Genomic DNA, 26,696 nt, shown 5'->3' with positions numbered 1-26,696 from the left:
GCGCTTTGCTTGTCGTCAATCAGGGCGATTTGACAGGTTCCAGTTTTCCCGACAGCTGTTGCAAAGCTTCGGCGGCACCGTCGCGCATCAGGCGATCAGCGCCTTCATCCTCCGCGATCCGGCGCAACTCCGCGGCAACCTCGGTGTTCGTGACGACCTCCTGCTTTGCTTTCAGATCAACCACGACGTTGCTCAAGACGGTGGGCCACAGCGCACCCCTCGAGGTGTCTTGCGCGTTCTTTATCCTTGCTGGCAAATCAGCAGGTTCGTCCTTCTTCATACCTATCCTCCTGTCGTGGACTGCAATCGTCGCCCGATTCTGTCTTTGATGAGGATAGCCTAATTCTTCAGCTATAGCGGGGGAACAGGATTTAGTTCGCCGGTTGAGAAGGTGAAGGTTGATCCAGCATCTCCTCCAAGGTCCGCTGAACAAGAATGGCGAGGTGGTGGAAGCGCGGATTATCCGGCTGCAAGAAGTCGCCCACGAAGGGTATGACAGCATCAACGCTAAGAGGTACCCCGCGCAAGGAACACTTCAGTATCGCTTGATTGACTATTGCCGCGGCCGCGACCTTCTCAACAAAGCTATTGAAATCGTCGGCATTCATGCGCTCATCCATCGGCCGCTCCTGCTAAGGAATAAGCCTATACGTGTATCACAGGCGATGGATCGGCAAGAGGTTGAAACGTCGCCGGAAGGACGGAAGAAAAAAGGCTCGCCGAAGCGAGCCTAAGGAGATGTACCTAAGGAGATGTAGGAGTAGACGTCTCCGGGGAGGGGGCGTCTGCTTCTCGAACAGTGACATCGACAGAAAGTTCTCTCTCAGTCTGCTATCGTACACATCCGCGATCGAGATGTTCTTTTGGAGCGGCTAAAGGCTTAGAAGTGCGGAGACCGACGTCCGCCGGTCAGTTGAGTTGCTCGGAGAGTTGAGAGCGCGCACGGTTGACCCTGCTTTTCACGGTGCCAACCGGGCATCCAATTCGTTGAGCAACGTCCTGATAGGACTGGCCCTGGAGAAGGATCAGGTCGAAGGCCTCCCGATAGTGCTTTGGTAGGCCGAGCATCGCCTTGTGAAACTCCTGTGCGGCTATACCCCACTCCTGCGGCGCGCTTATTGCTGATCTGGCGGAGACGCATTCGTCAAGCCCGACCACTTCGCGTTTCGCTCGCCCGAACTTGGTGCAGAAGGTGTTGCGCAGGATCGTGAACATCCACGACTTCAGGCTGGTGCCCTCTTTGAACTTGTCGAGATTTGCCAAGGCGCGCAGAAGCGTCTCCTGTACGAGATCCTCGGCATTGGTCGGACTGTGCTCAAACCGACGCGCGAACGATCTCAGCGCCGGAATGAGTTCTATCATCTGTGCGCGCACGCGATCATTTGCAGGGATATCCGTCATGATGTCCTCTCTACCCAGATGCGGTCTCAACATGAGTTAGAGGCGTTTGTTCCTGACGTCTAAATTAACATCCCCTGATCTCTTGCAGTCCCACCCGTCTCTACCGACAGCGTCGGAAGCAGCATCAACTGCTCGTCAGGCAGCGGACGCTGCAAAGCCTTAGCTTCGTCCCATGGTGCGCGCATCCACATCTCGATCTCGTCTTCCGTTCGCAGGATGACCGGCATCGCCTTGGGATGGATCGGGCCGACGATGCCGTTGGGCTCGGTAGTCAGGAAGGCAAAAAGGTCCGTGTTGATCCAGCCTTCCTTCATCTTCCGGACGCCCTGCCACTGCGGCACCCACAGGCCGGCGAAGAACATCAGCGGCTCGTCAGGTCCGCCGGCGAACCAGGCATTAGGTGTGCGACCGCCTTCAATCTTGCTCAATGGATCCGGTTCGGCAAACCGGGTCAGCGGCACCAAGCAGCGGTTGCCAACGCCAAGCCATGGCCGCCAGTGCTGGCTCGCCGTATTGCGGATATTCGTCGTTCCGCCGTCCGGCTCCATCCTGAGGAGCTCATCGAAGTCCACCGGCTTTCCCTTTGCGCGCAGCTTGTCAGCGCGTTTGGATGCAGCCTCGAACAGTGCCCGCTTCGACGAGGGCATGCCCCACCGCACCATCGCCAGCTCACGTTCCTGTCCGTTGTTGCGGACGATGGGCGCTGGATAGTCGGGGTAGACGTCGAGGGTTGGTGGCATGTTGCCGAGGCGGTCCAGCGCCTTGGTCAGCGCCCTGATGGCGTCCTGGTTCGTCGAGACGTTGTAGAGGTTGCACATGCGATGACGCTCCGCGGTCAAAGCCAGCCGAAGCTGACGGCGGCGTGAAGCCCGAACGACGCGATCGCGACGAACACGGCAAGGAACAGCATCGCGTTCAGCAGCAGATTGCTGGTCATGTCGGGTCCTCCATCCCTAAGCTCCATCTCCAAGATACAGATCATAGCGTCACATCTCGCCAGATGGGAACCCGGCGCATCTCGATGCGCTCGAGGTGCCGCACGACCAGCCCCGGCATTTCTGTTGCAAGCAGGCTGACGAAGGCGATCGACACACTGTCTCGATCGTTGCAGCGGTCGCAACGGAATTGGCCGCGCAGCTGGAAGACGTTGAGGTCGCCGCACAGCTGCTGGATATCCGATGGCTGGTAGTGACGGGTGATCCTGCAGATCGGACAGTTCACCCGCACGAACTGGCCAATCTCGTGGGCCTTCGACAGGCGAGGGATCTTGTTGTCGCGATACGGGTGAGACCTTCCGGCATAGTATCCCGCAGGCATCAGGAGCGCTCAAAGCTCGGCCGCCAGCCGCGCGTCATGCCGCGGCTCGTGGCACCTTCTGCCAGCGCCAGCTGTAGCCGCAGATGTCGGCAGTCATCGAGCAGAGTTGCGACAGCGGCGCGGGCGTCGCCACCGTGATAAGCGAGGGCGGCCCCCACTTCGTTCTCAGCATGTTCCACTTCGGCTTGATTGGGCTCTGCAGACACGGCTTCTCCTTCATGCCTAAGCATAATCTTAACTTGTGTACACTCTGTGGATAACCGCCACGTGGCGGCGGTGATGTTCCTATTATGTTCTGGCAGGCGAAGGCGTCAACCAGCCACGACCTATTAAGGACGGCCTGCCGAGTGCGCGGATCGAAAAACGTTTCTCGCGAGCCAAGACGCTCCGCTGCTTATCGACGATGCACCGGTCCACAGAAGCGTCAGGCTGCTTCGCAGCAACAGCTGCGTCGATAGTGAGCCCGCCCCGGTGGAGAGCAGATCTCTCCGCTTTCCATTTTACAACCGCTTTGTTAAATCGCGGTGGGGGACAGTAACGGTTCAACGCCTGTCCAGGGGGATACATGGCTTTCTTGCTCCGCTTCAGCGGCATGGTCGACAGGATCAGCGAGATCATCGGAAAGTTTTCCGGGTACCTCGTGCTGTTCTGCTGCCTTGTCAGTGCCGGTAATGCGCTGGTGCGTTACGCATTCAACATTAGTTCGAACGGTTGGCTCGAAATCCAGTGGTACATGTTCGCCTTCATCGTCCTTCTGGGCGCCGCACATACTTTGCGACTGAATGAGCATGTCCGCGTCGATCTGGTTTATGGTGCCGTGTCGGAACGGAAACGGCTGTGGATCGACATCATCGGTCTGACTGTGTTTCTCATTCCCGCCTGCTTCTATCTTGCCTGGATCTGCTGGCCGTTCTTCCATCTGTCCTGGACGCAGGGCGAGACCTCGGCAAATGCCGGAGGGCTGATCCGCTGGCCAGTGAAACTCATCATCTTTGCGGGGTTTGCGCTGCTTGTGCTGCAGGGGCTCTCTGAGCTGGTGAAGCGAATTGCTGCCCTCAAGGGCTTGCTTGCCATCGACACCACCTACGAAAAGCCGCTTCAATAGCCACACCGTCTTCGGGGGAAACTACCCATGTTCGCTTTCGGTGTGATGCCGCCGCTGATGTTCCTCGGCATGGTCATCTTCATGCTTTACGGCTTCCCTGTCGCCTTCTCGCTGGCCGCCGTTGGCCTGTTCTTCGGCATTCTCGGCGTCTTCACCGGCCACTTCGAGCAGGTGTTCTTGCAGGCGCTGCCCTATCGGATCTTCGGCATCGTTTCGAACGACCTGCTGCTGGCAATCCCATTCTTCACGTTCATGGGCGCCATCCTGGAGCGGTGTGGTCTGGCTGAGGACCTTCTCGAAGGCACCGGTAAGCTCTTCGGGGCGATCCCTGGTGGTCTTGCCTATGCCGTCATCATCGTTGGCGCCATCCTCGGAGCGATTACCGGTACGGTTGCCGCCTCGGTGATCACCATGGGCGTGATCTCGCTGCCGATTATGCTCAAATATGGCTACAATCCGCGGCTGGCGACGGGCGTCATCGCTGCGTCCGGCACGATCACCCAAGTCATCCCGCCATCGCTCGTTCTTATCGTCCTGGCGGATCAGCTTGGCCGATCGGTGGGCGATATGTACCTCGGTGCCATCGGGCCATCGATACTGCAGGTGACAATCTTCCTCCTATTCATTCTCGCCCTGTCGATCTTCCGTCCCAAGGATGTCCCGGCTCTGCCGCCGGAGGCCCGTGGTCAGATGAACCTCTCCCTCGTGATGCGTGTGCTGTGGGGCATGATCCCCTCGGTCGTGCTGATCTTCCTCGTCCTCGGCACCATCTTCATGGGCCTTGCCACGCCGACGGAAGCTGGCGCGCTCGGCGTCGTTGGCGCCATGGCAATCGCTGCCTTGCATGGACGGCTGACGTGGGATCTGACGCGCCAGGGCATGCACACGACCATGCAGATCACTTCGATGGTCGTCTTCATTCTGGTCGGCGCCACCTGCTTCAGCCTGGTCTTCCAGGGCATGAACGGCGGCTTGTGGATCGAGCATCTGCTGTCACATGTGCCGGGCGGCGCAGTCGGCTTCCTGATCTTCGTCAATATCTTTATCTTCTTCCTTGCCTTCTTCCTCGATTTCTTCGAAATCGCCTTCATCGTCATCCCGATGCTGGTACCGGTCGCTAATGCACTGGGCATCGACCTGATCTGGTTCGGCGTGCTGATCTGCATCAACATGCAGACCAGCTTCATGCACCCGCCGTTCGGCTTTGCGCTGTTCTACCTGCGCTCGATCGCGCCGCGTTCGGTCAAGACCAAGGACATCTATCTCGGCGCCATCCCCTGGCTGGGAATGCAGCTGATCCTCGTCGCTATCGTGATCTTCTGGCCAGAGTCAGTCACCTACTGGCTGGACAAGGGGCCGGCGGTCGATCCCGACTCGATCAAGATCGAGATTCCCGGCTTCGGCAACGGCGGCGGCAACCAGATGCCGAACTTCGGACCGCCCTCTATGGACGGCGCCCCGGCTCAGTCCGGATCAGGCCTGCCGGGACAAGGACTGCAGGGCATGCCGAGTTTTGGTGACCCGCCGAAGATCAACCCATAGGTGGATGGATAGACACGGATCATCGCGGGCAGCCTGCTGGCTGCGCGTGTCGCTGCGCAGACAAAGGCAGAACATACTGCACGAATTTTGCACGGAAGGTTGAGCAGTTTCGTGCTTTGTTCTGCGCTCTCGCGCTTCTTTAAGAACCGGGGCTGGGCAGGCCCGTAGGTTAAGAAGCCCACAGAATAAGAGGAAGTGGTGGTGCTGCTAGAGAGATTTGAACTCTCGGCCTCTCCCTTACCAAGGGAGGACGTCGATCTAGATGCTTTTTTAGAACCGTATTCTGCCGACAGACTAATCCGTCGCGAGCCACTGCTTGTCAGGCCGCTATGCTAATCCCGGCCTTTGTGAACAGCGCGGCGACATCAAGGCCAGTCGCACCATCGTGAGCCAGGATGTTGAGGATCCGGACGCGGTCAACCGTTACTACGGAAGATACATAATCGGAATTCACCCAGTCACCGTCCGGCTGACGATAACAAACGGGAATGAAGAGCACTGCGTCTGGCTCAACAAGATAATCGAAAGATCCGCTTCGAGTAAAGAGCTGCGCCTCCTGACGCTTTCTCTCCCAGTTTTTCTCTTCTTCCATAGCGGCACACTGTCCGATCACGACCTTAAATCCGCGGGCGCTATCATTGAAGTTATACACTCCGACCAGGTCAATCTTCGCATCGCCGGAGGTGCCGAAGTTCCGTTCCCATCCGGGCTTTAACCCCATTCCCATAACAGCAGTCAGAGCGGGTAGCGCAGCGGAAAGACCGCCGGAAAACCGCGTTCTTCTGGCTACTGAGTTTGGCCCAAACATGAAAGCTTCACCCCACGGCGATATCATCCTGCCTAAGCAGACCGCGCATATCTCCTCAAAACAGCGCTACGCCAGCCACCAGCCTCCATGATCGACTTGACGTCGAGGCCCATGGAAAGGGTGTTGTTGGCAAAGGCATGCCGACCGCAGGTGTGCGATGGCTTGTATGTAAATGCCTGCTCGTTGGCAGACGGCGGCAATCCGCTCGTTCACGGAATGGCGGTTCCGGTAACCGAACACCGGAGAATCCGGATGCGCGCCGACGCTCATCTCGCGCAGGCGGGTCACCAGCTGGTCGGTCAAATACCGGGTCGAGTTGAACTCTGTCTTCGTCTTGACGAGCAGCGCCGTCCGTCCGGCCATGTCCACGTCGCGCCAACGCAGGGCAACGGCTTCAGAGACGCGGGCGCCCGTCTGGCTCATGAAGAGTACGATCGCTGCCACATGCGGCAGCCCGTCCCTGGCGCATTGTCGCACGAAGGCATGCACCCATGCCTGCGAGGCTGCCTTCTTCCTCTTCGGTCGCTCCTGCTTGAAGTTCCGGATGCGCACCTGTGGACCCCAGCCACGATCATAAGCGTGGTAGCAGACGGCGCGGATAGGGGTGATGACGCAGCGGTTGCGGGTGGCGTTTGTTTGGGACGGGAAGAGCGACGTCGCCAGTTGGCGAACATCGAAGGGGAAGATGTCGGGAATGGGCGTGATGCCGATGTGGGGCAGGATCCTTTCCAGATACTTCCTCTCGCCGCCATGTTCGATGTAGCTGGCTGCAGCTTCGCCGAAGGTTCTAGCTGCAGCGTTGACATGCGCCAGCGTCACGGCGCGCGTCGGCCTGAAGGTCATGTTCATGGTCAATCTCCAAAACGGTTTTCGCCTTGGGACGTCTGGACACTTCTCGAAAAAGCATAATCATCGTGTGTGCTGACCGGCGGTCCAGAAATCTTGTAGACCATTGGAAATACTGACTTCATGTGCTCCGGCACGGGGCACCAGAAACTTCAACCGATCAGCTTGTATCCGGATGTTGCGACGGCATCGTCAGCAGCAGCCGAGCGCCCCGGCATTGGCTGCCGAGGCACACGTTCAGCTGCTAGCGCTCAGGCTTCACGTTCCCAATACCAGGCGGCGTACATCTGCCGGCGGTCGTGGTTGCGGGCCTTGAGGAAGGCGCGGAGCGAGCGGACATCGTCCTTTTCGCAGGCGACCCAGACGAAGGTTCCAGGCTCCATGGCCTCGATGGCAGCCTTCGCCGACGCCATCAGCGTGCCGCGCGCGTCCGCTGCATAGTGGCTGCGGTGCAGCCACCGGACATCGACGGCGGTGCCCGAAACGAGCGGCTGTTCTTCCGCCTCATTCGCCACTTCGACGATTGCGTGGATGCGCGTGCCCGGCGCAACCTCTGCGCAGATGCGGGCAATTGCCGGCAGAGCGCTCTCGTCGCCGATCAGCAGGATCGATGCCGCGTCCGGCGCGTGACCGCCGCCTGGACCGAGCAGGGCCGCACTGTCGCCCGGCTGGGCATCACGGGCGAAATCGGCGCCCGGCGTCTTCACGCCCGAGGCCGGATGCTGCAGGAAATCCACCCACAGCTCGCCACGCTCCGCATCCACGGCACGAACGGTGTAGATCCGCACCAGCAGCTCGTCTTCGCCCTCCGGCCAGGCGATGCGGCCGTCGTCGCGGACGCCCGGCCAGACCGGCGTCCTGTCCCGTGGCGGTACCAGCAGCCGCACATGCATGCCGCCTTCGATGAACGGCGTCACGTCGGCGCAGGAGAACTTGACCCGGCGCATGCGGGGGGTGACGTCTTCCGCGGAGACCACCGTCACCGCGTGGATGTTCGGCAGCGCGCCAAGCGGCGCAGGCTCCGACCAGTCGAGCGTCATCGGGTCTTCGCCGCTGAAGTAGAACAGATGCTCGGCAATCATCGTCCGGTTCATCTGCAGCTGCTCCTGCGTCGGGCTGACGAGCCCGATCAGCAGCCTGTTGTCCTGCAGGCGGATGTCTACGGTGGCGCTCTCGCTCTTCATGAAGACGAGATTATCCGTTCGCTTGACTTCGGCATGCTCGACGAAGTGCTCGCAGATCTCGTCCAGCATGCTGATGGGGTTGGTTGGCAGCGCCACGCCGGACAGACGGAATTCCTGGATGCCGTTCATCGCTGGTTCTCCTTGTGGATCTGTTGGTTGCCCTGATCAGGGCCGATTGGTTCGAATTGCGTGGTATTCGGTGCCATCCGGTGACGGCCGATCGGTAGCATGATCGGCTTGCCAGATGTCGGGTCGATGATGACGCGGCTCTCAAGACCGAAGACGGTGCGAACGTTTTCCACCGTCAGCACCTCTTCCGGCGTGCCGGACGCGTGCAGGCGTCCGTCGACCATCGCCACGAGATGATCGGCGTAGCGGGCTGCCAGATTGAGATCGTGCAGCACCATGACGATGGTCGTGCCACGCGCATGGTTGAGATCGGTCAGCAGGTCCAAAACCTCGACCTGATGGCTGATATCGAGGAAGGTCGTCGGCTCGTCGAGCAGCAGCACCCGGGTGTCCTGGGCAAGCGCCATGGCAATCCAGACGCGCTGGCGCTGGCCGCCGGACAATTCATCCACCGGTCGCTCCGCGAGGTCCTCCGTCTTGGTGGCGACGAGGGCGGCCGCGACTGCCTCCTCGTCCTTGCGCGACCAGCGGGAAAACATGCCCTGGTGTGGATGCCGGCCGCGGCTGACGAGGTCGGCAACGGTGATGCCTTCCGGGGCGATCGGCGACTGCGGCAGCAGCCCCAGCGTCTTGGCAAGGTCGCGGGGCGCCACCTTGTGGATGGACTTGCCATCCAGCACCACCTGGCCGGCGCGTGGAAACAGCAGACGCGACATGGTGTGCAGAAGCGTCGACTTGCCGCAGGCATTGGCGCCGACGATCACGGTGATCCGCCCGGTGGGGATTGGAAGATCCAGTCCGTCGAGAATGATGCGGTCGCCGTAACCGGCAGACAGCGCGGTTGCAGCCAGGCCTTGGGCGGTCATAGCGTGCCTCCCTTCCGATTGACGCGGATGATCAGGTAGATGAGGTAGGGTGCCCCGAGGGCGCCGGTGACGACACCGACCGGATAGCGGCTGGGAAAAACATACTGGCCGCAATAGTCGCCGGCCAGCACCAGCAGGGCGCCGATCAACGCGGACGGGATCAGCAGCGAGCCTCCGGTGCGGACCACCCGCGCGGCAATCGGGCCGGAGAGGAAGGCGACGAAGGCGATCGGACCGGCGACGGCGGTGGCAAAGGCGATCATGCCGACCGCGGCGACGATGACGATGATGCGGATGCGCGTCACCGGCACGCCGAGAGCCGCGGCCGTATCGTCTCCGAGGCGCAAAGCCTCGAGGTCACGCCGGTGCGCCAGCAACAGTGCGCCGAAGGCGATGACCGCCAGAAGTAGCGGCAGCGCCTGATCGAGCCGGGCGCCGTTGACGCTGCCGGTCAGCCAGCGCATCGCCTCCTGCAGGTTCCAGCCGCCGGCGCCGGAGAGGATGTAGGCGATGAAGCTTTCCAACATCGCCGAGACGCCGATGCCGACGAGGATCAGCCGGGCACCGGCCGCGCCGTTGCGGAACGAAAGGCCGTAGACCAGCATCGCGACGCCGAGACCGCTTGCCACGGCGAAGACGGACACGATCGGGCCGTTCAACTGAAGCACGACGATTGCGAAGACGGCGGCGGCACTGGCGGCCGAACTGATGCCGATGATGTCCGGGCTCGCCAGCGGATTGCGCAGCATGGTCTGGAAAGCGATGCCGCCGAGACCGAAGCTGATGCCGGCGAGGATCGACAGGACGGCGCGCGGCAGGCGCAGCTGTCCGACGGTGAAGGCGATGCCGGGAACGTTTTCGCCGGCAAGGAAGCGGATGACGTCGCCAGCCGGCGTGTAGGTCTGGCCGCGCAGCAGCGTCAGCACGAAGAGGGCGACGAGGCAGGCGAGGAGTGCGCCGACGAGCAGGACATGCTGGCGCGCCCGGCGGCGCCGGGTTTCGCCGATCGACAGGAGGGTTGGGGACAGCACCGTCACAGCTCGCGAACCTTCTGGCGCCGGACGATCCAGATGAAGAACGGCGCGCCAACAAGCGCGGTGATGATGCCGACGTCGATCTCGCCTGGCCGGGCTACGACGCGGCCGACGATATCGGCGATCAGCAGCAGGCAGGCGCCGGCCAGCGCCGAGAACGGCAACAGCCATCGATGATCGACGCCGGCCAGCAGCCGGCAGAGATGCGGTACGACGAGGCCGACGAAGCCGATCGGACCGCAGATGGCCGTCGTGGCACCGCACAGCAGGATTGCACCGAAGGCGGATATGGCGCGGGCGAGGGCAACGCGCTCGCCGAGACCGGCGGCAAGTTCGTCGCCGAGTGCCAGCGAATTCAGCTTGCGGGCAGACAGGAGACTGATGGCGAAGCCGGCGGTGAGGAAGGGAAGGACGTCATATAGCCGCTCGAACGTCGCTCCGCCGACGCCGCCGATCTGCCACGAGCGGATGCCGCCGGCAATGTCATTGCGCGGCAGAACCACGGCGATGACCAGCGAGGCGAATGCGATCGAGGTGGCGGCACCGGCCAGCGACAGCTTGAGCGGGCTGGCCCCGCCGCGGCCGAGCGAGCCGATGGCATAGACGAAAACTGCTGCACAGCCGGCGCCGCCGATCGCGGTCCAGACATAGGCGTTTGCTGAGGAGATGTCCAACCAGGCGACGCCGATGACGACCGCCAGCGAAGCGCCCATGTTGACGCCGAGAATGCCGGGATCGGCCAGCGGGTTGCGAGTGATGCCTTGCATGATGGCGCCGGAAAGTCCCAGTGCCGCGCCGGCAAGCGCCGCCAGCACCGTGCGCGGCATCCGCACCGCGACCGCCGCTTCGCCGATCGTCTCGACCCGGCCGCCCAGAGCCGACAGAATGTCGTTCAAGCCCACGTCGCGCGTGCCGATTGCGACCGACAGGCCGCAGAGCACCGCGAGCACTGCCGCCGTCGCCATCAGGCAGAGGCCTCGCGTGCGGTTCAGATGCCGATAGCCTGGCAGGCGATGGCGGTCGTGAGCGCCTCCGGCGATCATTTGTTCTTCTTCACCGCATCTGCCAGCAGGGTGACGTAATCGTCGAGCACCCAGGAAATCGACAGCGGCGTCGGGTTGGCAGCGGTCCCCAGCGGGTTCCTGCCGAGCAGCACCAGCGAGCCATTGGCAACCGCCGGCATGCGCGACATCAGCGGATTGCTTTCCAGCGCCTTGACCAGGTTCTGATCGCCATAGGTGACGACAATGTCCACGTCGTCGAATGCGTCGACCTTCTCGGCGCTGATGGAGCCCGAATAAAGGCCGGTGGTCGAGGCCTGGGTAACGCTCTTCGGCGCCTTCAATCCGAGATCGGCGAAGAACCTGACGCGCGTGTCGCTCGTCGTGTAGAAGTTAACGGTGCTGAGGTCGCGCGCATCGAGGTGGGTGATGAACATCGCCGACTTGCCGTGCAGCTCAGGATGTTGCGCAACCGTCTTCTCGATATCGGTTTCGATCGTCTTGATCAGCGCTTCGCCCTCCGACGCCATGCCGAGCCCCATGCTGTTCAGCCGGATCATCTCGCGCCAGTCAGTCGACCACGGCGCGCGCGGATAGGCGACGACCGGGGCAATCTGGCTCAGCGTATCGTAGTCGGCCTGTGACAGGCCGGAATAGGACGCGAGAATGACGTCCGGCTGCGTTGCGGCGACCGCTTCGAAATCGATGCCGTCGCCCTCGTCGAAGAGCACCGGCTTTTCCGCATTCAACTGGACGAGCTTTTCGGCCACCCAGGGCAGCAGGCCGTCGCCGTTGTCGTCGCCGAAGTTGGCGGCCGCGAACCCGACCGGCACGACGCCCAGCGCCAGTGGAACCTCGTGGTTCGCCCAGGCGACGGTCGCGACGCGCACGGGCTTCTTTTCGATGACAGTCGTTCCGAAAGCGTGCTTGATGGCGATCGGATAGGTCGTTGCCTCGTCGGCCCAGGCACTGCCTCCCACCATTACCAGCAGGCAGATGGCGGCCAATCGCACGGGCGCGCACAGCCATCGCATCATCGGCATGTCTCCTTCGGATTAAGTTGACTTCCAGTTTCAGGTTCACGCCGTCGCGTCAACTCTCAACGCCGCAGGGCAGGAATTCCCCGCCGAAGCTTCCGGGGTTTCCTACAAAAACGGTGTTTCCTACAATACTGGATGTATCCACTCAAGTTAAGGCGGATTCGAAGATTTGGGGACGCCTCGTGCCGGTCGTCGGCGGGGGCAATTTCAGGGTGACGGGTTCAGACATGCACATCAGACACATCGGCGACGACACGAGATCGGCGCGCATCCGGGCGCGGCATGCGGTCCTTCTCGGCTGCACGGCCTTGGGCACTCTGGCACCCAGCCTGTCCTGGGCCCAGGAACCTGTAACGGCAGAGGGAACGACCGTTCTCGAACGCGTCACCATCTCCGGAACCGGCAAGGATGACGATGCGCGCTCGATCGTCGCGACGACGACGACGGGCACCGGCAAGCTGCCGACCGACATTCTCGTCGCCCCCGCCTCAGTGTCCGTCATCACCTCCAAGGAGATCCAGGAGCGTGGCGCCGAGAGCATCGAGCAGGTGGTGCAGTACACCGCCGGCGTCGTCACCGACTATTATGGCTCGGATGACCGGTACGACTATTTCGACATCCGTGGCTTCACGCCCTACACCTACCGCGACGGTCTGGCGATCGGCCGCACCTTCGGCGGAACCCGCGAAGAGCCCTATGCCTTCGAGCGTATCGAGGTGCTGAAGGGCGCCAGCTCTGCGGGCTTCGGAGCGGCCGAACCCGGCGGCTCGGTGAACTACGTCACCAAGCTGCCGAAGAGCGAACGCTTCGGTGAAGCCTATGTCACGGGCGGATCCTACAATCATAAGGAAGCGGGCCTCGATTTCGGCGACAACATCACCGAGGATGACACGCTTTCCTATCGCCTGACGGGCAAGCTCCAGGGCGCGGATGCGGAATATGATTATTCGCAGGACAACAAGAAGTTCATCATGGGCGGCCTGACGTGGCGCCCCACGGATGCGACGAGCCTTTCCTTCGTCTTCGACCATCTCAACATGGACGGCGTTCCAGGCAGCGGCGGCCAGCCGCTCGGCACGGACTTCGACCGGGACCGCTTCTTCGGTGAACCGGACTATTATTTCCGCTCGACCAACCGCAATACCTACAGCGTCATGTTCGACCATGACTTCGGCAATGGCCTGAGCTTCGGCTCCAACGCCCGCTATACGAATTCCGATGACGCTTTCGGCGGCGCTTATCTGTCGAGAACGCGCACCGATGGCTCGAACATCGCCGACCGCTATTTCTTCGGCAGCGACAAGTCGACCGAACAATTCGTCATCGACGCCAATCTGATATACGAAACCAGCTTCGAAAACGTCGAGAGCCGCACGCTTGTCGGCGCCGACTATAACGATTTCGACTCCGTCAACTACGGTCTCTACAATCCGGCTGCTCCATCCATCAACTGGGTGAACCCGGTCTATACCGGTAGACCCGCCTCGACGGCGCCGAACTCCGGGACGTCAAACGACCAGAAGACCAAGGCGATCTACCTGCAGCAGGATCTGACCTTCTCCGACAGGCTGACTGCAAGCCTCGGCCTGCGCAACGATTGGCTGGACCTGAGCGAAACGAACCTGTTCACCGGCGCCGCGCGCTCCGACGATCATAGCGAGTTCACCACGCGCTTCGGCCTGAGCTACAAGATCACCGAGGAACTGGCCGCCTTTGCAAGCTACGCCGAGTCCGCGGCTCCCCCCGGCATCGGCACCGAACCGACCACAGGCAAGCAGTACGAAGTCGGCGTCAAATACCGTCCGGATGCCTTCCCGGCCCTGTTCACCGCGTCTGTCTACGATCTGACGAAGGGCAATATCACTGTCTTCGATAGCGTGACCTATCTGCCGCAAACCGTCGAAGAGGTCCGCCATCGCGGCATCGAGCTGGAAGCCAAGGCGGAGGTGACGGACAACATCGATATCATCGCGGCCTATACCTACATCGACTCCAAGATCAAGGAGCCGGGCGGCGCAAACGATGGCAACCGTCTCATGCGCGTTCCCGAGCATCTGGCGTCGGTCTGGGGCACCTATAAGGTGGCAGGCGAGGGCGCCCGGGGCGACATGACCTTCGGCGTCGGGGCTCGCTACATGGGGTCCTACTTCACCAACATTCAGAACACCATCTCGTCGGAAAGCGCCGTCGTGTTCGACGCGTCCTTCACCTACAAGATCCAGGAGAACACGACGTTCCAGCTGAACGCCAGCAACGTCTTCGACGAGAAGCATGTTGCGAGCCTTGATAGCGGCGGCGTGTACTACAACCCGGGCCGCGCCATCTACGCGACGCTGCGGCAGACCTGGTAAAACACGCTTCTCCGCTCGACCCCGTCGGGCGGAGAATACCTCTCTTAAGCGACCTGCTGCATGCGTCGCCATGCGGCAGGTGTTTCGCCGATCACCTGGCGGAATGCCTTTGTCAGGTGGGCCTGGTCGGAAAATCCGAGCTGGATGGCGATATCGGCAACCGTCAGCCCGCTGGTCAGCAGCAGCTTCTGCGCCAGGTCGATCCGTTTTCCCAACTGCCACTGCAGCGGCGTGACGCCGTTGGTCTGCTTGAAGGCGCTGGCGAACCAGCTTTCCGATAAGCCAACGACGCCTGCCATCTCGGCTACTGTGGCGCGGCAGTCGGCGCGCGCGGTGACAAAGGAAGCGAGCTTGTTCATCTGCGCCTGGGTCAGCCGTCCGCTGCCCTTTTCCGCTCGCTCCGAAAGATCCATGAGCCCGGTCACCACGCCGGACACCAGGCTCTCCGCGAAGGCCGGGTGCCGGGAAGGGTTGGAGAGTTCGTTGACGAGCAGGCTCGCAAGCGTCTCGACCGGCGCCGCGTCCTGGGTTTCCACCGGCTGCTGCAGCGCCGCCATCGCCGCAGACCGGCCGATGGATGGCGTCAGAAGTTTGAGCAGCCGGTCCTTGTGCAGATGCAGGTCGAGATGGGAGAAGCGATGCGGCGCCGTGAACCGGCTCCACATCGGCATGCCCGGCGGTACATAGATCGCACGCCTCATCGGCCGGAAGGACTGCATGGCCTTGTGCGCCTGGTTGGCGATGCGGATCTGCTCGGAAACGTCGTTGAAAAAGATGACGATGCGGGGGTCCGGCGACAGGTAATAGCCTTTGGCATCGGCCTGACCTTCCGCGTCCCAGAAGACGCTGACGGATCCCTCAAGCCCACGCCACTTCGCCGGTACCAGTGCCTGGATGCCTTCGGTCCGGCAGACCATGGAATGTCGATAGCTCACGCGCACATTTCTCTGTTCGTCGACCGGCCTGGCGTCTGCTGCGTCTCTTTCGGCGCGGACGATGTCTCTCGGTCGTCGTCGCCACCCGATCGGCGGCCGTCCTCGTGCCGGCGGCGAGCGTCTTCAAGGGTTGCGAGAATAACCAATCCGGACAATGAATAGCATAAAGGGATGACTTTTGTAATCTGCCGCTGCGGCGGCTCCAGCTGATGAATTCGAGACTGAAGATGAGCGTTGAACTTTTCGATCTGACGGGCAAACGGGCATTGGTGACAGGATCATCGCAGGGCATTGGCCTTGCGCTGGCGCATGGCCTCAAGGGCGCGGGCGCCGAAATCGTGCTGAACGGCCGCGACGCGGGCAAGCTGCAGACAGCCTCCGACAGTCTCGGCGGTGCCCGAACGCTCGCCTTCGATGCGACGGATCATGATGCCGTGCGAACGGCGATCGACGGGTTCGAGGCGGAGGTCGGGGCGATCGATATCCTGGTCAACAATGCCGGCATGCAGCACCGGGCGCCGCTTGAAGATTTTCCGGCCGATGCCTTCGAGAAGCTCCTGAAGACCAATATATCGACAGTCTTCCATGTCGGGCAGGCCGTCGCCCGTCACATGATCAAGCGCGGCGCCGGCAAGATCGTCAATATCGCCAGCGTGCAGACGGCGCTCGCGCGTCCTGGCATCGCACCCTATACTGCGACCAAGGGCGCCGTCGGCAACCTCACCAAGGGCATGGCGACCGACTGGGCGAAGTATGGCCTCAACTGCAACGCCATAGCGCCCGGCTATTTCGACACGCCGCTCAACGCCGCGCTCGTCGCCGATCCCGAATTTTCTGCATGGCTGGCGAAACGCACGCCTGCCGGGCGCTGGGGCCGGGTGGAAGAACTGGTCGGCGCCTGCATCTTCCTGTCGTCGGACGCCGCATCCTTCGTCAACGGCACCGTGCTCTACGTCGACGGCGGCATAACCGCCTCGCTGTGAGGCGGCCATGCCGAAGATGACGTCAGGCGTCAGTGCATGTTGATGGTGTAGGAGCCCATCGCGCACAGATCCTGCGTGTCCTCAAGGTCTTCGATGTTGGAATCCTCGGTGAATTCGAAGCGCATGTCGTATTTGCACACCGAGCGGCCGTCGCCGATGGTGATTTCCATGCTCTCGCCCGGCTCGATGACGTCGGCGCCGAACACGTCTTCTTCCCAGGTGCCGACGCCGACAGGCGACGTGTAGAAACGCTCGAGCGTGCCCTTGGTGTTGTTCTTCAGCGTGAACACAAGATCTTCGGCGTTCGACACCGATGTCATTGCTGAAAGCGCGATCGCCGCTGCGGAAAGCTTCAGGAGCAGGTTGGTCATCATGTTATCCCCGACCCATGATTGGGCAGGAGGGGGATAACAGAAAGCGGGTCTTGCGCAACGGGATGGTGAATTAAGGATTAACGCCGAAAATTCTGGCCCCGCTCAAGTATCCCGTCCGGCAAGTCCCATGATCTTCTCGCGCAGCAGACGGGCGATGTTGCGGGTATTGCGGTAGAGGTGCAACTGCGCCGCCACCTGGCGCACGTCGCGGTCGCTCGTCTCCTTCAGGCCGACGACGAGCGTCCCCATTTCCTCGCGCTCCATCCAGAACCGGCTCATGATCGGATGATCGGGTACAGCACACGAGTCCGAGCGGACGATGTTCGCGTCGTCGAGATGCCAGTCCGTCAGCTTCATCATCAGCAGCTTGCCAGGCGAAAAGCGCGCCAGGTCCTCGTCATAGGCGGTCTTCCACGTGTAGGCCTCGCCAGCCATGACGAACACCACCAGAGACGCAATCGCACGCCCGTCGAAGTCGAGCGTGTGGATGCGCACCGCGTCGACTTCGGCGAGGTTGCCGATGGCCTCGCGGGCAAAGGCTGCCCGGTAGCGGTCGCTGATCAGTGCCGAGCGCTTGCGCCCCTTCCAGCCCTTGGCCTCCAGCGCCAGGAATTCCTCGGTGCGACGGCGGATGTCGCCGGGCTGGCGTGCCACGTCGTAGGTGAGGCTGCCTTGCGTCGCGAGGCGCCGCCACAGGCGGCGCATCTCGCGCAGGTGATGGGCGGATACCGCCTGCTTCAGATAGGTGTCGCCGTCCAGACGGCTGTCGAGGAACGGCCGGCGGTAGGTGCCGGTCACCGTCACCGGCAGGTTGCGGGCGACCGCGACGGCGCGCATCAACTGGGCAAAGCGGCCGCCGAGGCGCAGTTCCGGCAGCACCAGAACCTCGGGCAGGCGCGCTTCGCGGCTGGCGAGCGCTTCGAGCAGGTTGTCGAGCGTCTCGGCGGCGCCCTCGGCATCGACGAGCGGCGTGCCGAGCGGACCGAAAGGGTTGGCCCAGACGCGGATGATCGAGGCGCCCATCGAGAAGCCGGGCTTTTCCAGCGAGAAGGGCATCAGCAGCCGCATGCGGCTGGAGCGGTCGTTCTGGTCGCGGATGAGCGCCAGCTGCACCTGACGATCTTCCACCCGCGGCATGGCCGGTGCCAGCATCCGGCCGGCAAAGAAGATGTTCGGCTCCATCACCCGGTTCGACAGGAAATCCAGCTCGTCCTGCAGTTCATAGCCCATCGTCGCCGGATAGATCGACAGCGATCGGCCGGGCCGTCCGACGGTGACGCTGATCGGCGCTTCGGGAATGAGCGGCTGGCGAAGGTGCGAAACCGGCGTTACAGCCAGCGCCTCCTTTGCGGGACGGGAAAGCGGCGGAAGCTCAGCCATGGAGATCCTACCTTTCATGCGCAGCAGCTGCGACGGGAGGTCGGGCAAAGGCGAACAGCACGATGTCCAGCGTGCGGCGAACGGCGATGTGCAGGAGGATCGCCTCGAGCATCATGGCGCCCGCTGTGGCCGCTGCGGCGCCGACGAGACCGAAACGCGGGATCAGGACGATATTCAGGCCGATATTGGCTGCGAGAACCGTGGCGTAGAGAGCGACGCACAGCTTCTGCCAACCGGCCATGTTCAGCAGAACCTCCCCAGGTCCAACCGAGGCTTTCGCGAGGATGCCGGAAAACAGCACGATCATCAGCGGATAGCCCTGCGTGAACCCGGGTCCGAACAGTCCGAGCAGGAATTCGCCGAGCGCCAGAACTCCGGCGCCGACCGCGAGTGCCGGCCAGAAGGACCAGCGGGCCGCCTGTGCGGCAAAACCTTCCAGCGCGGCATGATCCTCGTCCGCCATGATGGCGGAGAAGCGCGGTGCGGCGGCGGCCTTGACCGAGAAGTAGACGAACTGCACCAGCGCGATGGTCTTGGCGGCGGCAAAGTACACGGCCACCTGGTCCGGCGGCAGGTAGAGCCCGACGACCACCACGTCGGCATTGGTCAGCAGAAAGCCGATCCCATCGACGAGAAACAGCGGAAAGGCAAAACGGGTCCAGGTGCGAAGTTGAAAGCTCAGGCCGCCCGTGCCGTTCATCCGGCGCAGCCGCAGCGTTACCCGCAGGAACTGATAGAGCGTCGTCAGGTAGGTGGCCGCAAGCGCTGCTTCCATGGCGGTCCGCGCAGTATGCGGCTGGCCCAGCCAGATGGCCACCAGCATCAGCGTCAGGATGAGCAGCGGCCGGAGGATGTAGGTGGGGCTGAGGGCCGTGACAGCCCAGCCATTGGCGCGGGCCGTGCCTTCAAGCACGTCGCCGAGGGCGATCATCGGCAGGGCGAAAAGCCCGAGGAAGACCGGCACCATCCAGTAATCCGGGACGATATGGTCGAAGACCTGCATGAAGGCAAAGCCGGTCGCCGCAAGCGCGCTGGCCGAAAGCATGGCAAACACGCGCGCCGTCCAGTTCAGGCCGCGCACAGTGTCGATTTCGCCGCGCGCCCGGTGGAGCGGCAGGAAGCGGATGACGGCCGTGTGGAAGCCGAGGCAGGAGAGATTGCCGAACACGACCACCAGCACCCAGACGAAGGCGAAGATGCCGTATTCGAATTCGCCCATCAGGCGTGCGAGAACGATCTGCGAGACGAAGGCGATGGCAGCGCTGACGACGCGGATGACGAAGGCGACCAGCGCCATGCGTTGCGCCTTGGCGGTTTCATCGGTGCCGTTCAGCACGGGGGCGAGCTTCCGCAGCAACGGCGCGAGCCGAATCCGAAGGCCGAGCGGGAGAAGTTTTTCCGCTGTTTCGATCACCGCCGTGTGGGACACGCATTACTCGCTGAAACGCAAGACAAGATGCCGTCACTATGCCGACCGGGCGGTTAAGAAACGATTGCCTCGCGGTTCGTCCACAGGCGAGGCGGCCGCGCCTGCAAATGGAAAGGCCGCCCGGAGGCGGCCTTCTGTCAGTCAAACCTGTTCGAACGCACCATGGCAGTGCTTGTACTTCTTGCCCGATCCGCACGGGCAGGGCTCGTTGCGCCCGACCTTGCCCCAGGTGCTCTGGTCGACCGGGTCACGGTCTTCGGCAGCGACCGTCAGAAGTGGCGGCTGGGAGAACTCGTCCTCGCCGGTCGTCGCATCCAGATGGTGTGCCTGCATCAGCGGCGGTTCGGGCGTCTCGGGTGCATCTCGAACCAGTTCAACCCGCATCAGCTGGGCTGTGACGGCCTCGCGCAGGTTGGCGAGCAGCGCCTGGAAGAGCTCGAAGGCTTCAGCCTTGTATTCCTGCAGCGGATCACGCTGCGCGTAGCCGCGGAAACCGACGACAGACCGCAGATGGTCGAGGTTGACGATGTGCTCGCGCCACAGGCCGTCCAGCGTCTGCAGGAGGACCGAACGCTCGACATAGGTCATGACCTCGGGGCCGAACCGCTCGGCACGATCCTTGGCTACGGCGTCGGCCGCCGTCGTCAGGCGTTCGCGGATGTCGTCTTCGGCAATGCCTTCTTCCTGCACCCACTCCTCGATCGGCAGGTCGAGGTTGAGCATCTGCTGAACGCCCTGCTTCAGGCCTGCCGCATCCCACTGCTCGGCATAGGCGCGCTCGGGGATGTGCTTGGTCACCAGCATCTCGATGACTTCGTGGCGCATGTCCTCGACAGTCTCGGTGAGGTCAGTCGCATCCATCAGCTCGATGCGCTGCTCGAAGATCACCTTGCGCTGGTCGTTGGTAACGTCGTCGTATTTGAGGAGGTTCTTGCGGATATCGAAGTTGCGGGCTTCGACCTTTTTCTGGGCGCGCTCCAGGGCCTTGTTGATCCACGGATGGACAATCGCCTCGCCTTCCTTGAGGCCCAGCTTCTGCAGCATGCCTTCCATGCGGTCGGAGCCGAAGATGCGCATCAGGTCGTCCTGCAGCGACAGGTAGAACTTCGAGCGGCCCGGGTCCCCCTGACGGCCGGAACGGCCGCGCAACTGGTTGTCGATACGACGGCTCTCGTGGCGCTCCGTCGCAATGACGAAGAGGCCTCCGGCAGCTAGCGCCTTTTCTTTCAGTTCCTTGACGTCGGCCCGGATCGAGGCTTCCAGCGCATCGCGCTCGGGACCCGGCTCCATGCCTTCCAGCTCGCGTTCGAGGCGCATCTCGATATTGCCGCCCAGCTGGATGTCGGTACCGCGTCCGGCCATGTTGGTGGCAATGGTCACGGCTCCCGGCACGCCCGCCTGGCTGACGATATAGGCTTCCTGCTCATGGTAGCGGGCGTTGAGGACACTGAACGCCTCGAAGCCGGCCTGACGCAGCATGGTCGCCAGGAGTTCCGACTTTTCAATCGACGTGGTGCCGACGAGAACCGGCTGGTTGCGCGCGTGGGCGGCCTTGATCTCTTCGATGATGGCCTTGAACTTCTCCTCGCCCGACCGGTAGACTTCGTCATCCTCGTCAATGCGCTGGATCGGCAGGTTGGTCGGCACTTCGACGACTTCAAGGCCGTAGATGTTGCCGAACTCCTCTGCTTCCGTCGATGCCGTGCCGGTCATGCCGGCGAGCTTGTCGTACATGCGGAAGTAGTTCTGGAAGGTGATCGAGGAGAGCGTCTGGTTCTCCGGCTGGATCTGCACCTTTTCCTTGGCTTCGAGAGCCTGGTGCTGACCTTCGGAATAGCGGCGACCCGGCATCATGCGGCCGGTGAACTCGTCGATGATGACGATCTCGCCGTTACGGACGATGTAGTCCTTGTCGCGGCTGAAAAGCTTGTGGGCCTTCAGCGCGTTGTTGATGTGATGGACGATCGCGACATTCTCGACGTCGTAGAGCGATTCGCCCTTCAACAGGCCTGCATCGCGCAGCAGCTTTTCAAGCTTTTCGGTGCCGCCTTCGGAGAAGTTGGCCGAGCGCTGCTTCTCGTCAATCTCGTAATCTTCAGCCGACAGCATCGGGATGAAGGCATCGATGGTCGTGTAGAGATCGGAGCGGTCGTCGAGCGGGCCGGAGATGATCAGCGGCGTGCGCGCTTCGTCGACGAGGATCGAGTCCACTTCGTCGACGATCGCGAAATTGTGGCCACGCTGCACCATCTGGCCGCGGTCGTATTTCATGTTGTCGCGCAGGTAGTCGAAGCCGAGCTCGTTGTTGGTGGCGTAGGTAATGTCGCAGGCATAGGCGGCGCGGCGCTGGTCGTCGTCGAGCCCGTGAACGATGACGCCGGTGGTGAGACCGAGGAAACCATAGAGCTTGGCCATCGTCGCTGCGTCGCGCTGGGCGAGGTAATCGTTGACGGTGACGACATGCACGCCCTTGCCGGCCAGCGCGTTCAGGTAGACCGGCAGGGTCGCGACAAGCGTCTTGCCTTCACCCGTCTTCATTTCGGCAATCGCGCCATCGTGGAGGATCATGCCGCCCGTCAGCTGCACGTCGAAGGGGCGCATGCCGAGCACCCGGCGCGAAGCTTCGCGGACGACGGCGAATGCCGGTGCCAGAATGTCATCCAGGCTCTTGCCGTCGGCAAGCTGCTGCCGGAACTCCACGGTCTTGGCGGCAAGCTCTGTGTCGGTCAAAGTCTTCACGCTGTCTTCGAGAGCCGCGATATCGCTGATCCTGGACCGATAGGAGCGTACGCGGCGGTCGTTGGACGAACCGAATAACTTGCGGGCTATTCCACCAAAGCTGACCATGGACATGGTCCTTTCTGAACTGATCGTGGCATCACGTGACCGGGGTCGTCGGCTCATCGAAGCGCTCTGCCGCGTTTCACACTGACAAAATGCCTTGACCGCCCGGAAACTCTTCTGGACGCGAAGTAGCGTGACAGATAAGAGGGGGGTCGAATGATGTCAACGGTTCCGGCCGATACAGAATGGCCACAATCCGGTGTTTCTGAGAGTGTTCCGGCCGGCCTCAGCCGCGCTGAGACCGCAGTTCAATTCGAAAGGTACTTCCCTATGTTTCGCCACAAATTCCTTGCGACTGCCGCACTGGCCGTAGCGGTTTCCTTCCAGGTGCCGGCCTTCGCGCAGGAGGACGCAGTGGTGGCCAAGGTCGGCAATATCGAAATCCATCAGTCGGATCTCGATACCGCCATGGCCAACCTCAGCCAGCAGTACCAGCAGCTGCCGGAAGATCAGAAGAAGGTCGCCGCCCTGTCGCAGGTCATCGACATCAAGCTGGTCGCCAAGAAGGCTGAAGATGCCGGCCTGCAGAACAGCGAAGACTTCAAGAAGCGTATCGCCTTCCTGCAGGAGCGCGAGTTGCACAATGCCTTCCTGCGCACCCAGTTCGACGCCCTGAAGCCGGAAGAGGTCAAGGCGCGCTACGACAAGGAAGTCGCAGCCATGCCGAAGGAAGAGGAAGTCCACGCCCGCCACATCCTGGTCAAGACCGAGGAAGAGGCCAAGGAGATCATCAAGCAGCTCGACGCCGGCAAGGATTTCATCGAACTTGCCAAGGAAAAGTCGGAAGACACCAGCAAGTCTGACGGCGGAGACCTCGGTTACTTCGCCAAGGGCCGCATGGTGCCGGAATTCGAACAGGTCGCCTTCACGCTTGAAAAGGGCACCTACACCAAGACCCCGGTGAAGTCGCAGTTCGGCTTCCACGTCATCAAGGTGGAAGACAAGCGCGACGCGCAGCCGCCGGCATTTGACCAGGTCGAGCCGCAGGTTCGCCAGATCGTCATGCAGGAGAAGTACTCTTCGATCATCGACGAGGCGAAGAAGGAGCAGAAGGTGGAAATCACCGACGAAGCGCTTCGCAAGGGCTACGAAGACCTGACCAAGGGCGAATAATCCTTTCCGCATTTCAACAAATCGGCCCGCGTCTGCGGGCCTTTTCTTATCCAGGTTTTGAGGCAGATGTCCGCAACCGTTTCCCCCCTTGCTCCGAAGTCCTATCCCGAAATGCCGGTCATCCGGGGCCTGCGCATGGCCACGGCGGCTGCGGGCATCAAGTACAAGAACCGCACCGACGTGCTGCTCATGGTGTTCGACGAGCCGGCGTCGGTGGCCGGCGTGTTCACGAAATCCAGGTGTCCTTCGGCTCCGGTCGATTTCTGCCGGGCCAATCTTGCCAGCGGCCGGGCGCGGGCGGTGGTTGTCAACTCGGGCAACGCCAATGCCTTCACCGGCGTGAAAGGGCGGGCGGCGACGGAGCTGACGGCAAGTTCGGCATCTAAGGCCGTTGGATGTTCGGTGGGCGAGGTGTTCCTAGCCTCGACCGGCGTCATCGGCGAGCCGCTCGATGCCAGCAAGTTTTCAGGCGTGCTCGGTGACATGCACCGGGATGGCACCGGCGATTTCTGGCTGGAAGCCGCCAAGGCCATCATGACCACCGATACCTATCCCAAGGTCGCCACCCGCACCGCCGAGATCGACGGTATCACTGTGACCATCAACGGCATCGCCAAGGGTGCGGGGATGATCGCGCCGGACATGGCGACCATGCTCTCCTTCGTTGCGACCGATGCCGATATCGCGGCGCCGGCTCTCCAGGCGCTGTTGTCCGAGGGCGTCGCTCCGAGCTTCAATTCCGTCACCGTCGACAGCGATACCTCGACCTCCGATACGCTGATGCTGTTTGCCACCGGCAAGGCTGCCGAGGAAGGCCAGAGGCGGGTCGAAGCCGCTGACGATCCGCGGCTCGGCTCGTTCCGCACGGCGCTCAATGAACTCTTGAAGGATCTGGCACTGCAGGTTGTGCGCGACGGCGAAGGCGCCCGCAAGATGGTCGAGGTGACCGTTACCGGTGCCGAGACCCACACGGCTGCCAAGCGCATCGCGCTGTCGATCGCCAACTCGCCGCTGGTCAAGACCGCGGTCGCCGGCGAAGACGCCAACTGGGGTCGCGTCGTCATGGCCGTCGGCAAGTCCGGCGAGATGGCCGATCGCGACCGGCTGGCGATCTGGTTCGGCGATGTGCGCGTTGCCGTCAACGGCGAGCGGGACCCGGCCTATTCGGAAGCCGCCACCTCTGCCGTCATGCAGAAGGAGGACATTGTCATCCGCGCCGATATCGGACTGGGTTCGGGTACGGCCACGGTCTGGACATGCGACCTGACCAAGGAGTATGTCGCGATCAATGGCGACTACCGGAGCTGATAGATCGATGCAGGCAATCTCACCCGAAGGCAATCTGCCGCTGGTTCGGCGGCTGGAAGCAGTCGGCTTCCGGGCATGGCCGGCGGCTTCCGTGGTTTATGACGGAAGCTGGCAGATCCGCCTGACGGGCGGGCACCCGTCGAAGCGGTTGAACTGCGTCGTTCCGCTCGATCCCTCCGATCACCGAGACGCGGACCTGCGGATCGAGAAGGCGCGCAAGCGGTTCGAGCATTACGGCCGGCAACTGGTCGTGCGCGAGACGCCGCTGGCGCCGGCGCCGCTGATCGCCCGTCTGGAAGCGGATGGCTGGGAGGCGTTCGAGACGGTGTCGGTGATGACCGCCGATCTTTCGAGCCTCGAACTACCCGACATGATCGGCCACCTGCCGACCCACGACATGGGCCGCTTCATCGACGCCCTGCTGCTGGTCGAGGACGAAGATCCGGCATTGAAGCCGGTGCTGGCGGAAATCCTGACGGCCATCAAGCCTGCGACCGGCCTGTTCATCGCTGAAAATCCGGGCGAGCCTGCGCAGGCCGTGACGCTCTGCGTCCAGGATAACGATCTTGCCGGCATCCTGTCCTTCGCCGTCGCGCAGCAGCGCCGTCGCCAGGGTATCGGCACGGAAATGCTGACGGCTGCACTTCGCTGGGCGGGCATCAGCGGAGCGCGTACGGCTTGGCTGCAGGTCGTCGTCGACAACGCGCCGGCCCTGCATCTCTATCGTCGTTTCGGTTTCCGCGAGGCCTACCAGTACCGCTACTGGCGTCAGGCAGACGGAGCGTGAGCGAGATGCGCAAGCTCCTGCTGGTCGCAGCCTGCGCGCTGATCGATACGGACGGGCGCATCCTTCTGGCGCAGCGTCCGGAAGGCAAGAGCCTTGCTGGGCTTTGGGAGTTTCCCGGCGGCAAGGTGGAAGCCGGTGAGACGCCGGAAGAAACGCTGGTGCGCGAACTGGAAGAAGAGCTCGGGATCGTTACGAAAGTGCCGTGCCTCGCGCCGCTGACTTTTGCCAGCCATACCTACGAGACGTTTCACCTGCTGATGCCGCTCTACGTCTGCCGCCGCTACGAGGGCATCCCCACAGGGCGTGAGGGGCAGGCGTTGAAGTGGGTGAGGTCATCGGCTCTGCGCGACTATCCGATGCCGCCTGCCGACGAGCCGCTGATCCCGTTCCTGCAGGATCTCCTCTAGAAAGCTTTAAGAGTTGTCCACATCCTTGCCCGCGGAGCGGCAACTCATCCATCGGCGTTAACAGATCGTTTAAGAGATTGGGACAATATGCGCGTTCGAGGTAGTGAATGCGTAAAGAGGTCCCTATGGACGAGGAATTCTGGAGGACTGTCCGCGCTCAGCAGCGAGCAACGGTCAGGTCCGGCAAGACCGGCGTTCTCAATATCGCGCTTCTTTTCGGAACGGCGGCGATCGCGCTGTCGCTGATCGTCACTCCCATGTTGGCCGGTCGTCAGGACCAGCGTCATCTTGCCCATGTGCAGGAAGAATTCGACATGATCACCACCGGGTCGATCAAGTCGGACGACGGGGGAACCAAACATTATACAATTCGGCGTAGTGTTCTCCAGGAAACCCCCGGATCGGTGTGCATCGTCCAGGGCTACGACGCAGCAAATTCCTGCTGAGTCTGCCTGAGGAGCGGCACCGGACAAGTCTGCCGAAGGACTGCCATGAGATTGCTCGCGAGATTT

27 protein-coding genes are annotated in these 26,696 nt (G+C 62.2%); 10 read left to right on the top strand and 17 right to left on the bottom strand.

All coding sequences use genetic code 11. The features are described 5' to 3' along the window. Window positions 1-19 precede the first annotated feature (19 nt). Window positions 20-280 (bottom strand): hypothetical protein, encoded by a 261-nt coding sequence (locus AAIH46_RS17855; RefSeq protein ID WP_430307399.1) that lies wholly within the window; start codon window positions 278-280, stop codon window positions 20-22. A gap of 118 nt (window positions 281-398) precedes the next feature. On the opposite strand from AAIH46_RS17855, the gene AAIH46_RS17850 reads away from it, so the two are divergent. Then, on the top strand, window positions 399-734 hold the full coding sequence (locus AAIH46_RS17850) for a hypothetical protein (protein WP_430307398.1): 336 nt from the start codon (window positions 399-401) through the stop codon (window positions 732-734). Between the two features lie 175 nt (window positions 735-909). Here the strand turns inward: AAIH46_RS17850 and AAIH46_RS17845 are convergent, their stop codons facing one another. The 4 genes from AAIH46_RS17845 to AAIH46_RS17830 all read right to left on the bottom strand — a co-directional run bounded on the left by AAIH46_RS17845 (window position 910) and on the right by AAIH46_RS17830 (window position 2,948). Further along, on the bottom strand, window positions 910-1,401 hold the full coding sequence (locus AAIH46_RS17845) for a sigma-70 family RNA polymerase sigma factor (protein WP_430307397.1): 492 nt from the start codon (window positions 1,399-1,401) through the stop codon (window positions 910-912). A 59-nt stretch (window positions 1,402-1,460) separates the two neighbouring features. Next, on the bottom strand, window positions 1,461-2,219 hold the full coding sequence (locus AAIH46_RS17840; protein ID WP_430307396.1) for an SOS response-associated peptidase: 759 nt from the start codon (window positions 2,217-2,219) through the stop codon (window positions 1,461-1,463). Between the two features lie 160 nt (window positions 2,220-2,379). Beyond that, window positions 2,380-2,718 carry a hypothetical protein gene (locus AAIH46_RS17835; RefSeq protein ID WP_430307395.1) on the bottom strand — a complete coding sequence of 113 codons (339 nt, stop codon included), beginning with the start codon at window positions 2,716-2,718 and terminating at the stop codon, window positions 2,380-2,382. Then, window positions 2,718-2,948, bottom strand: a complete 231-nt coding sequence (locus AAIH46_RS17830) for a hypothetical protein (RefSeq protein ID WP_430307394.1) — start codon at window positions 2,946-2,948, stop codon at window positions 2,718-2,720. Before AAIH46_RS17830 ends, AAIH46_RS17835 begins: the two co-directional genes overlap by 1 nt. 335 nt (window positions 2,949-3,283) lie before the next feature. On the opposite strand from AAIH46_RS17830, the gene AAIH46_RS17825 reads away from it, so the two are divergent. Then, window positions 3,284-3,823 (top strand): TRAP transporter small permease subunit, encoded by a 540-nt coding sequence (locus tag AAIH46_RS17825; protein WP_430307393.1) that lies wholly within the window; start codon window positions 3,284-3,286, stop codon window positions 3,821-3,823. Window positions 3,824-3,850: 27 nt separating this feature from the next. Next, complete coding sequence (locus tag AAIH46_RS17820) at window positions 3,851-5,365, top strand: TRAP transporter large permease (protein ID WP_430307392.1); 1,515 nt, start codon at window positions 3,851-3,853, stop codon at window positions 5,363-5,365. 319 nt (window positions 5,366-5,684) lie between these two features. Here AAIH46_RS17820 and AAIH46_RS17815 read toward each other — a convergent pair whose 3' ends face one another. The 7 genes from AAIH46_RS17815 to AAIH46_RS17785 all read right to left on the bottom strand — a co-directional run bounded on the left by AAIH46_RS17815 (window position 5,685) and on the right by AAIH46_RS17785 (window position 12,216). Beyond that, window positions 5,685-6,173 (bottom strand): hypothetical protein, encoded by a 489-nt coding sequence (locus AAIH46_RS17815; protein WP_430307391.1) that lies wholly within the window; start codon window positions 6,171-6,173, stop codon window positions 5,685-5,687. Between the two features lie 66 nt (window positions 6,174-6,239). Then, window positions 6,240-7,022, bottom strand: a complete 783-nt coding sequence (locus tag AAIH46_RS17810) for a tyrosine-type recombinase/integrase (protein ID WP_430307390.1) — start codon at window positions 7,020-7,022, stop codon at window positions 6,240-6,242. 248 nt (window positions 7,023-7,270) lie between these two features. Beyond that, window positions 7,271-8,332 (bottom strand): DUF2218 domain-containing protein, encoded by a 1,062-nt coding sequence (locus AAIH46_RS17805; protein WP_430307389.1) that lies wholly within the window; start codon window positions 8,330-8,332, stop codon window positions 7,271-7,273. Beyond that, a complete protein-coding gene (locus tag AAIH46_RS17800) occupies window positions 8,329-9,198 on the bottom strand; it encodes an ABC transporter ATP-binding protein (RefSeq protein ID WP_430307388.1) in 870 nt (289 codons plus the stop codon). The genes AAIH46_RS17805 and AAIH46_RS17800 overlap by 4 nt, the downstream gene beginning before the upstream one ends. After that, window positions 9,195-10,211: a FecCD family ABC transporter permease gene (locus AAIH46_RS17795; RefSeq protein ID WP_430307751.1), complete on the bottom strand. Its 1,017-nt coding sequence runs from the start codon at window positions 10,209-10,211 to the stop codon at window positions 9,195-9,197. Before AAIH46_RS17795 ends, AAIH46_RS17800 begins: the two co-directional genes overlap by 4 nt. A gap of 20 nt (window positions 10,212-10,231) precedes the next feature. Next, the gene (locus AAIH46_RS17790) at window positions 10,232-11,275 is read right to left on the bottom strand and encodes a FecCD family ABC transporter permease (RefSeq protein WP_430307387.1); all 1,044 of its coding nucleotides are present in this window, start codon (window positions 11,273-11,275) and stop codon (window positions 10,232-10,234) included. Continuing rightward, the gene (locus AAIH46_RS17785) at window positions 11,272-12,216 is read right to left on the bottom strand and encodes an iron-siderophore ABC transporter substrate-binding protein (protein ID WP_430307750.1); all 945 of its coding nucleotides are present in this window, start codon (window positions 12,214-12,216) and stop codon (window positions 11,272-11,274) included. The genes AAIH46_RS17790 and AAIH46_RS17785 overlap by 4 nt, the downstream gene beginning before the upstream one ends. Before the next feature lie 284 nt (window positions 12,217-12,500). On the opposite strand from AAIH46_RS17785, the gene AAIH46_RS17780 reads away from it, so the two are divergent. Beyond that, on the top strand, window positions 12,501-14,624 hold the full coding sequence (locus AAIH46_RS17780; protein ID WP_430307386.1) for a TonB-dependent siderophore receptor: 2,124 nt from the start codon (window positions 12,501-12,503) through the stop codon (window positions 14,622-14,624). Between the two features lie 44 nt (window positions 14,625-14,668). On the opposite strand, the gene AAIH46_RS17775 is transcribed toward AAIH46_RS17780, so the two are convergent. Beyond that, window positions 14,669-15,559 (bottom strand): helix-turn-helix transcriptional regulator, encoded by an 891-nt coding sequence (locus tag AAIH46_RS17775; protein WP_430307385.1) that lies wholly within the window; start codon window positions 15,557-15,559, stop codon window positions 14,669-14,671. A gap of 227 nt (window positions 15,560-15,786) precedes the next feature. Between AAIH46_RS17775 and AAIH46_RS17770 the strand changes: the two genes are divergently transcribed. Next, window positions 15,787-16,542: an SDR family oxidoreductase gene (locus AAIH46_RS17770; RefSeq protein WP_430307384.1), complete on the top strand. Its 756-nt coding sequence runs from the start codon at window positions 15,787-15,789 to the stop codon at window positions 16,540-16,542. Between the two features lie 29 nt (window positions 16,543-16,571). Here the strand turns inward: AAIH46_RS17770 and AAIH46_RS17765 are convergent, their stop codons facing one another. The 4 genes from AAIH46_RS17765 to secA form a co-directional block, all read right to left on the bottom strand. Continuing rightward, on the bottom strand, window positions 16,572-16,913 hold the full coding sequence (locus AAIH46_RS17765) for a hypothetical protein (protein WP_430307383.1): 342 nt from the start codon (window positions 16,911-16,913) through the stop codon (window positions 16,572-16,574). A gap of 105 nt (window positions 16,914-17,018) precedes the next feature. Further along, the gene (locus tag AAIH46_RS17760; RefSeq protein ID WP_430307382.1) at window positions 17,019-18,296 is read right to left on the bottom strand and encodes a GNAT family N-acetyltransferase; all 1,278 of its coding nucleotides are present in this window, start codon (window positions 18,294-18,296) and stop codon (window positions 17,019-17,021) included. Between the two features lie 7 nt (window positions 18,297-18,303). Then, complete coding sequence (locus AAIH46_RS17755; protein WP_430307381.1) at window positions 18,304-19,632, bottom strand: lipopolysaccharide biosynthesis protein; 1,329 nt, start codon at window positions 19,630-19,632, stop codon at window positions 18,304-18,306. Between the two features lie 234 nt (window positions 19,633-19,866). Then, entirely contained in the window at window positions 19,867-22,572 is a 2,706-nt protein-coding gene (gene secA / locus AAIH46_RS17750) for a preprotein translocase subunit SecA (RefSeq protein ID WP_430307749.1), read from the bottom strand. A gap of 267 nt (window positions 22,573-22,839) precedes the next feature. Here secA and AAIH46_RS17745 point away from each other — a divergent pair, with 267 nt between their 5' ends. From AAIH46_RS17745 to AAIH46_RS17725, 5 genes are all read left to right on the top strand, one after another. Then, on the top strand, window positions 22,840-23,682 hold the full coding sequence (locus AAIH46_RS17745; RefSeq protein WP_430307380.1) for a peptidylprolyl isomerase: 843 nt from the start codon (window positions 22,840-22,842) through the stop codon (window positions 23,680-23,682). Between the two features lie 66 nt (window positions 23,683-23,748). Further along, window positions 23,749-24,990 carry a bifunctional glutamate N-acetyltransferase/amino-acid acetyltransferase ArgJ gene (gene argJ, locus AAIH46_RS17740; protein ID WP_430307379.1) on the top strand — a complete coding sequence of 414 codons (1,242 nt, stop codon included), beginning with the start codon at window positions 23,749-23,751 and terminating at the stop codon, window positions 24,988-24,990. Further along, entirely contained in the window at window positions 24,971-25,777 is an 807-nt protein-coding gene (locus tag AAIH46_RS17735) for a GNAT family N-acetyltransferase (RefSeq protein ID WP_430307378.1), read from the top strand. Before argJ ends, AAIH46_RS17735 begins: the two co-directional genes overlap by 20 nt. Further along, window positions 25,774-26,184 carry an 8-oxo-dGTP diphosphatase MutT gene (mutT, locus tag AAIH46_RS17730; RefSeq protein WP_430307377.1) on the top strand — a complete coding sequence of 137 codons (411 nt, stop codon included), beginning with the start codon at window positions 25,774-25,776 and terminating at the stop codon, window positions 26,182-26,184. Before AAIH46_RS17735 ends, mutT begins: the two co-directional genes overlap by 4 nt. 125 nt (window positions 26,185-26,309) lie before the next feature. Further along, window positions 26,310-26,630, top strand: a complete 321-nt coding sequence (locus tag AAIH46_RS17725; RefSeq protein ID WP_430307376.1) for a hypothetical protein — start codon at window positions 26,310-26,312, stop codon at window positions 26,628-26,630. Window positions 26,631-26,696: the final 66 nt, after the last annotated feature.

Origin of the sequence: Rhizobium sp. 0TCS1.26 (genome assembly GCF_050455525.1) — a bacterium.
In the GTDB taxonomy this organism is placed as follows: domain Bacteria; phylum Pseudomonadota; class Alphaproteobacteria; order Rhizobiales; family Rhizobiaceae; genus Neorhizobium.
The sequence above is the reverse complement of the archived record's forward strand: the minus strand, read 5'-3'. Positions and strand labels throughout refer to the sequence as shown.

Coding starts and splice junctions, on each gene's coding strand:
- AAIH46_RS17855 (WP_430307399.1), bottom strand. CDS start 280: ATGAAGAAGGACGAACCTGCTGATTTGCCAGCAAGGATAAAGAACGCG.
- AAIH46_RS17845 (WP_430307397.1), bottom strand. CDS start 1,401: ATGACGGATATCCCTGCAAATGATCGCGTGCGCGCACAGATGATAGAA.
- AAIH46_RS17840 (WP_430307396.1), bottom strand. CDS start 2,219: ATGTGCAACCTCTACAACGTCTCGACGAACCAGGACGCCATCAGGGCG.
- AAIH46_RS17835 (WP_430307395.1), bottom strand. CDS start 2,718: ATGCCTGCGGGATACTATGCCGGAAGGTCTCACCCGTATCGCGACAAC.
- AAIH46_RS17830 (WP_430307394.1), bottom strand. CDS start 2,948: ATGCTTAGGCATGAAGGAGAAGCCGTGTCTGCAGAGCCCAATCAAGCC.
- AAIH46_RS17825 (WP_430307393.1), top strand. CDS start 3,284: ATGGCTTTCTTGCTCCGCTTCAGCGGCATGGTCGACAGGATCAGCGAG.
- AAIH46_RS17820 (WP_430307392.1), top strand. CDS start 3,851: ATGTTCGCTTTCGGTGTGATGCCGCCGCTGATGTTCCTCGGCATGGTC.
- AAIH46_RS17815 (WP_430307391.1), bottom strand. CDS start 6,173: ATGTTTGGGCCAAACTCAGTAGCCAGAAGAACGCGGTTTTCCGGCGGT.
- AAIH46_RS17810 (WP_430307390.1), bottom strand. CDS start 7,022: ATGAACATGACCTTCAGGCCGACGCGCGCCGTGACGCTGGCGCATGTC.
- AAIH46_RS17805 (WP_430307389.1), bottom strand. CDS start 8,332: ATGAACGGCATCCAGGAATTCCGTCTGTCCGGCGTGGCGCTGCCAACC.
- AAIH46_RS17800 (WP_430307388.1), bottom strand. CDS start 9,198: ATGACCGCCCAAGGCCTGGCTGCAACCGCGCTGTCTGCCGGTTACGGC.
- AAIH46_RS17790 (WP_430307387.1), bottom strand. CDS start 11,275: ATGATCGCCGGAGGCGCTCACGACCGCCATCGCCTGCCAGGCTATCGG.
- AAIH46_RS17785 (WP_430307750.1), bottom strand. CDS start 12,216: ATGGTGGGAGGCAGTGCCTGGGCCGACGAGGCAACGACCTATCCGATC.
- AAIH46_RS17780 (WP_430307386.1), top strand. CDS start 12,501: ATGCACATCAGACACATCGGCGACGACACGAGATCGGCGCGCATCCGG.
- AAIH46_RS17770 (WP_430307384.1), top strand. CDS start 15,787: ATGAGCGTTGAACTTTTCGATCTGACGGGCAAACGGGCATTGGTGACA.
- AAIH46_RS17765 (WP_430307383.1), bottom strand. CDS start 16,913: ATGACCAACCTGCTCCTGAAGCTTTCCGCAGCGGCGATCGCGCTTTCA.
- AAIH46_RS17760 (WP_430307382.1), bottom strand. CDS start 18,296: ATGGCTGAGCTTCCGCCGCTTTCCCGTCCCGCAAAGGAGGCGCTGGCT.
- secA (WP_430307749.1), bottom strand. CDS start 22,572: ATGGTCAGCTTTGGTGGAATAGCCCGCAAGTTATTCGGTTCGTCCAAC.
- AAIH46_RS17745 (WP_430307380.1), top strand. CDS start 22,840: ATGTTTCGCCACAAATTCCTTGCGACTGCCGCACTGGCCGTAGCGGTT.
- argJ (WP_430307379.1), top strand. CDS start 23,749: ATGTCCGCAACCGTTTCCCCCCTTGCTCCGAAGTCCTATCCCGAAATG.
- AAIH46_RS17735 (WP_430307378.1), top strand. CDS start 24,971: ATGGCGACTACCGGAGCTGATAGATCGATGCAGGCAATCTCACCCGAA.
- AAIH46_RS17725 (WP_430307376.1), top strand. CDS start 26,310: ATGGACGAGGAATTCTGGAGGACTGTCCGCGCTCAGCAGCGAGCAACG.